The sequence below is a fragment of the Streptomyces sp. genome (assembly GCF_031178505.1).
Taxonomy (GTDB): domain Bacteria; phylum Actinomycetota; class Actinomycetes; order Streptomycetales; family Streptomycetaceae; genus Streptomyces; species Streptomyces gulbargensis.
Genome location: NZ_JAPSIW010000617.1, coordinates 1 through 4255, shown reverse-complemented (window position 1 = coordinate 4255; position 4255 = coordinate 1). Strand labels below are relative to the sequence as shown.

The window sequence follows — 4255 nt, the reverse complement described above, 5'->3', positions numbered from 1 at the left end:
CCGTCCAGCGTCCCGTGCACCGCCAGGAACTGCTGCATCGCACCCGCGCACAGCGGCTCCAGCTCGTCCACCGGAGCCGTGTCCGGTGCCACCAGCGGCGTCGCGAGCTGCTGCGCCCCGAGCCCGATCCGCGCCTGCCCGAAGTCGTGGTCGCCGACCCTGCGCTCCCACAGCCGCGACCCCTCGGCCACCACCGACCACAACTGCTCCGGAGCCGGGTGCAGATACAGCTGCGCGTCCCGCTGCCGGCGCGCCGTCCGCCGCACCGTACGCCGGGTCTGGGCGAGGTATTTGAGGTAGTCGCGGCGGACATCGGCCATTTGCCCCTGCGTACCGCGACGGAATCTGACGAACTGGGCGATGGCCATCGCGACCGTCGACGCCAGCATCAGCACGCCCATGATCCGCATGATCGGCGACGGCGTCATGAAGAAGAAGACGACCGACGAACCCATGCCGAGCATCGGCAGGAGCTGCATCAGCGCCGACTCCTGCTGCCCCCGCGGGAGTTCCGGCGGAGGCTCCAGGACCAGTTCCTCGCTGGGCACTTCCGGAGGAAGGGACCTCGGCGGGCGTTTGACGACGATCTGGCTCACCGGCGCATCAATCCCTCGTTGGAGGCGGGCTCGTGGCGGGAGCTGCCGCGGCGCCACCCCTGTCGGCAGCCGGGCACGCGGACTTCCCCCATGGGACGGAGATCCTACGTGCAGCCCCCGCCGGCCGTCCCCGGTAGGGTGGCGCGCGCATCGTGCGCAACCGCGAATCAGGGGGTCCACACACGTGAGTACGACCGCAGCGACCGGCTTCTGCCGAGTCACCGTCGTGGCGCCGGACAGCCGCATCGACGTCGCGCTCCCGGAGGACATCGCCGTCGCCGACGTCTACCCCGAGATCCTCCGGCTCACCGGGCAGACCCAGGCCGCCGGCGACCCCACCGGCTACCACCTCGTCCGCCGGGACGGCTCCGTCCTCGACGGCGCCCGCACCCTCGCCGCCCAGCAGGTCCTCGACGGCGAGGTGCTCTCCCTGCGCCCCTTCGCCCAGTCCCTGCCGCCCGCCGTCTTCGACGACGTCTCCGACGCCGTCGCCTCCGCCGTCACCCGCGACCGGCACCTGTGGAGCGACGACCTGCTGCGCGGCGCCGGACTCCTCGGCGGCGTGCTCCTGCTGGTCCTCATGGGCTTCGTCCTCTGGTTCGCCGACCCCGTCCGCCACGACATGCACAGCCTCCCCGGCGTCATCGCGGGCGCCGCCGGCCTCCTGCTCACCGCCTTCGCCGGGGTCCGCGCCCGCGTCTACGGCGACCGGACCACCGCCGTCGCCCTCGGCCTCGGCGCCCTGCCCCTGCTGCTCATCGCCGGCTCGGGCATCATCGGCCCCGACCCCGGCCAGGGCCCCGGCCGCCTCCAGTTCCTCCTCGGCTGCGTCACCGTCCTGGTCGCCTCCGTGGCCCTGGTCGCGCTCACCCCCAGCGGCGACGCCCCCTTCGTCGCCGCCACCTTCCTCGCCACCGTCGGCACCCTCGCGACCTTCCTCATGATCGTCACCGAGGCCACCGCCACCGAGACCGCCGCCGTCTGCGCCCCCGTCGCCATCGGCCTCGTCGCCTTCCTGCCCGGCCTCTCCGCCCGCTTCGCCCGCCTCCCCATCGGGTACGCCTCCCCGCGCAGCGCCGCCGACGAGGAGTTCCTCGGCGAGACCCGGGCCAACGACGAGGAGGACCGGGCCGTGGACGGCGAGCGCATCGCGCTCCAGGCCCGCCGCGGCCACGAGATGCTCCTCGGCCTCGTCGGCGGCTGCGCGGCCGTCGTCGTCGGCTCCGCCGCCGTCCTCGGCTTCGCCGGGAACGTCTGGGGCCAGCTCCTCGCCCTCGCCGCCGGCCTCGCGATGCTGCTGCGCGCCCGCCTCTTCCGCTACACCTCGCAGGTCGCCTGCGTCCTCGTCGCCGGCATCGCCGCCATCGCGCTGCTCGTCCTCGGCCTCTCCCTGAACCCGCCGGCCGACCTCGTCAAGGAGTTCCTGATGTACGGGGACCGCGGCGGCCTCGACATCCGCACGATCTGGCTCGCCGCCTCCGTCGCCGCCGGCGCCGCCCTGATCACCGCGATCGGCCTGATCATCCCGAAGAAGGGCCTCTCGCCCTTCTGGGGCCGCCTCCTCGACCTCGCCGAGGGCTTCGTCCTGCTCTCCCTGGTCCCGCTCTGCCTCGCCGTCCTGGACGTCTACAGCGCGGTCCGCTCCCTGACCAGCAAGTAGCCGGCGCGACGGAGGACGGGGCCCCCGGCCGCCGCCCCGTCCCGGACCGCTCCGCCGAACTGGTACGCTGTGTGACGGCCGTTTGTGTACGCGCTCCCGGAAGCCTTCTCAGGCCCTGGAAGCTGCGCTCATCGGACCTTCGCCCGTCGAGTCACGGAAGCTTCCCCTGAGACCTAGACCAGGGGCACTCGCGGGCGCGCGAACCAAGAGGAGATCCGCGTGGCTCTCGACGCCGCCGTCAAGAAGCAGATCATGGCCGAGTTCGGCACCAAGGAGGGCGACACCGGCTCCCCCGAGGTCCAGGTCGCCATGCTGTCCCGCCGCATCTCGGACCTGACCGAGCACCTCAAGACCCACAAGCACGACCACCACTCCCGCCGTGGTCTGCTGATCCTGGTCGGCCAGCGCCGCCGCCTGCTGCAGTACCTGGCCAAGAAGGACATCCAGCGCTTCCGTACGCTGGTCGACCGCCTCGGCATCCGCCGCGGCGCGGCCGGCGGCGCCAAGTAAGTCGCGTGAAGGGAGCGGTTCCCACATTCAGGGGGCCGCTCCCTTTGCTGTACGTGCGCAAAGTGCGCACCGGCACTTAGGCTGGACGCACAACCCCATACGACGAGCGCCGAGCCGCCTGCGCGCACCGCCGGTCCTCGGTAGTGGCCCCCGGACACGTACCCGGGTGCTTCGATCGAAGACCGGCCCGCAACAGAGGCGTGCCTCTCCGGCCTCGTCGCCACCGTTCACCGGCCACACGGGCCGGCGGGCGCAAAGACGAACACGTAGGAGAAACCCATAGTGGAGAACGAGACCCACTACGCCGAGGCCGTCATCGACAACGGCGCCTTCGGCACCCGCACCATCCGCTTCGAGACCGGCCGCCTCGCCAAGCAGGCCGCCGGTTCCGCCGTCGCCTACCTGGACGACGACACGATGGTCCTCTCGGCCACCACCGCTTCGAAGAAGCCGAAGGACCAGCTGGACTTCTTCCCCCTGACGGTCGACGTCGAGGAGCGGATGTACGCGGCCGGCAAGATCCCCGGCTCCTTCTTCCGCCGCGAGGGCCGGCCGTCCGAGGACGCGGTCCTCACCTGCCGCCTGATCGACCGCCCGCTGCGCCCCTCCTTCAAGAAGGGCCTGCGCAACGAGATCCAGATCGTCGAGACGATCATGGCGCTCAACCCCGACCACCTCTACGACGTGGTCGCCATCAACGCCGCCTCCTGCTCCACGCAGCTGGCCGGCCTGCCCTTCTCCGGCCCCATCGGCGGCACCCGTGTCGCCCTGATCAAGGGCCAGTGGGTCGCCTTCCCGACGCACACCGAGCTCGAGGACGCCGTCTTCGACATGGTCGTCGCCGGGCGCGTCCTGGAGGACGGCGACGTCGCGATCATGATGGTCGAGGCCGAGGCCACCGAGAAGACCATCGAGCTCGTCAAGGGCGGCGCCGAGGCGCCGACCGAGGAGGTCGTCGCCGCCGGTCTCGAGGCCGCGAAGCCCTTCATCAAGGTCCTCTGCAAGGCCCAGTCGGACCTCGCCGCCAAGGCCGCCAAGCCCACCGGCGAGTTCCCGGTCTTCCTCGACTACCAGGACGACGTCCTGGAGGCGCTCACCGCCGCGGTCAGGAGCGAGCTCGCGCAGGCGCTCACCATCGCCGGCAAGCAGGAGCGCGAGGCCGAGCTCGACCGCATCAAGGAGCTCGCCGCCGAGAAGCTCCTCCCGGCCTTCGAGGGCCGCGAGAAGGAGATCTCGGGCGCCTACCGCGCGCTGACCAAGAAGCTGGTCCGCGAGCGGATCATCAAGGACAAGGTCCGCATCGACGGCCGCGGCATCACGGACATCCGTACGCTCGCCGCCGAGGTCGAGGCCATCCCGCGCGTGCACGGCTCCGCCCTGTTCGAGCGTGGCGAGACCCAGATCCTGGGCGTCACCACCCTCAACATGCTCCGCATGGAGCAGCAGCTGGACACCCTCTCCCCGGTGACCCGCAAGCGCTACATGCACA

The 4255-nt window shown here is 71.6% G+C and carries 2 protein-coding genes and 2 pseudogenes; 3 read left to right on the top strand and 1 reads right to left on the bottom strand.

Annotation, left to right across the window (positions count from 1 at the left end):
• Positions 1-596: pseudogene (locus tag RIF68_RS29050) on the bottom strand (type VII secretion protein EccC); the annotation flags it as partial.
• Positions 597-780: 184 nt separating this feature from the next.
• On the opposite strand from RIF68_RS29050, the gene eccD reads away from it, so the two are divergent.
• From eccD to RIF68_RS29035, 3 genes and pseudogenes are all read left to right on the top strand, one after another.
• Positions 781-2256: a type VII secretion integral membrane protein EccD gene (eccD, locus tag RIF68_RS29045; protein ID WP_309054258.1), complete on the top strand. Its 1476-nt coding sequence runs from the start codon at positions 781-783 to the stop codon at positions 2254-2256.
• Positions 2257-2475: 219 nt separating this feature from the next.
• On the top strand, positions 2476-2766 hold the full coding sequence (gene rpsO / locus RIF68_RS29040; RefSeq protein WP_128976159.1) for a 30S ribosomal protein S15: 291 nt from the start codon (positions 2476-2478) through the stop codon (positions 2764-2766).
• 282 nt (positions 2767-3048) lie between these two features.
• Positions 3049-4255, top strand: a pseudogene (locus RIF68_RS29035) (polyribonucleotide nucleotidyltransferase); the annotation flags it as partial.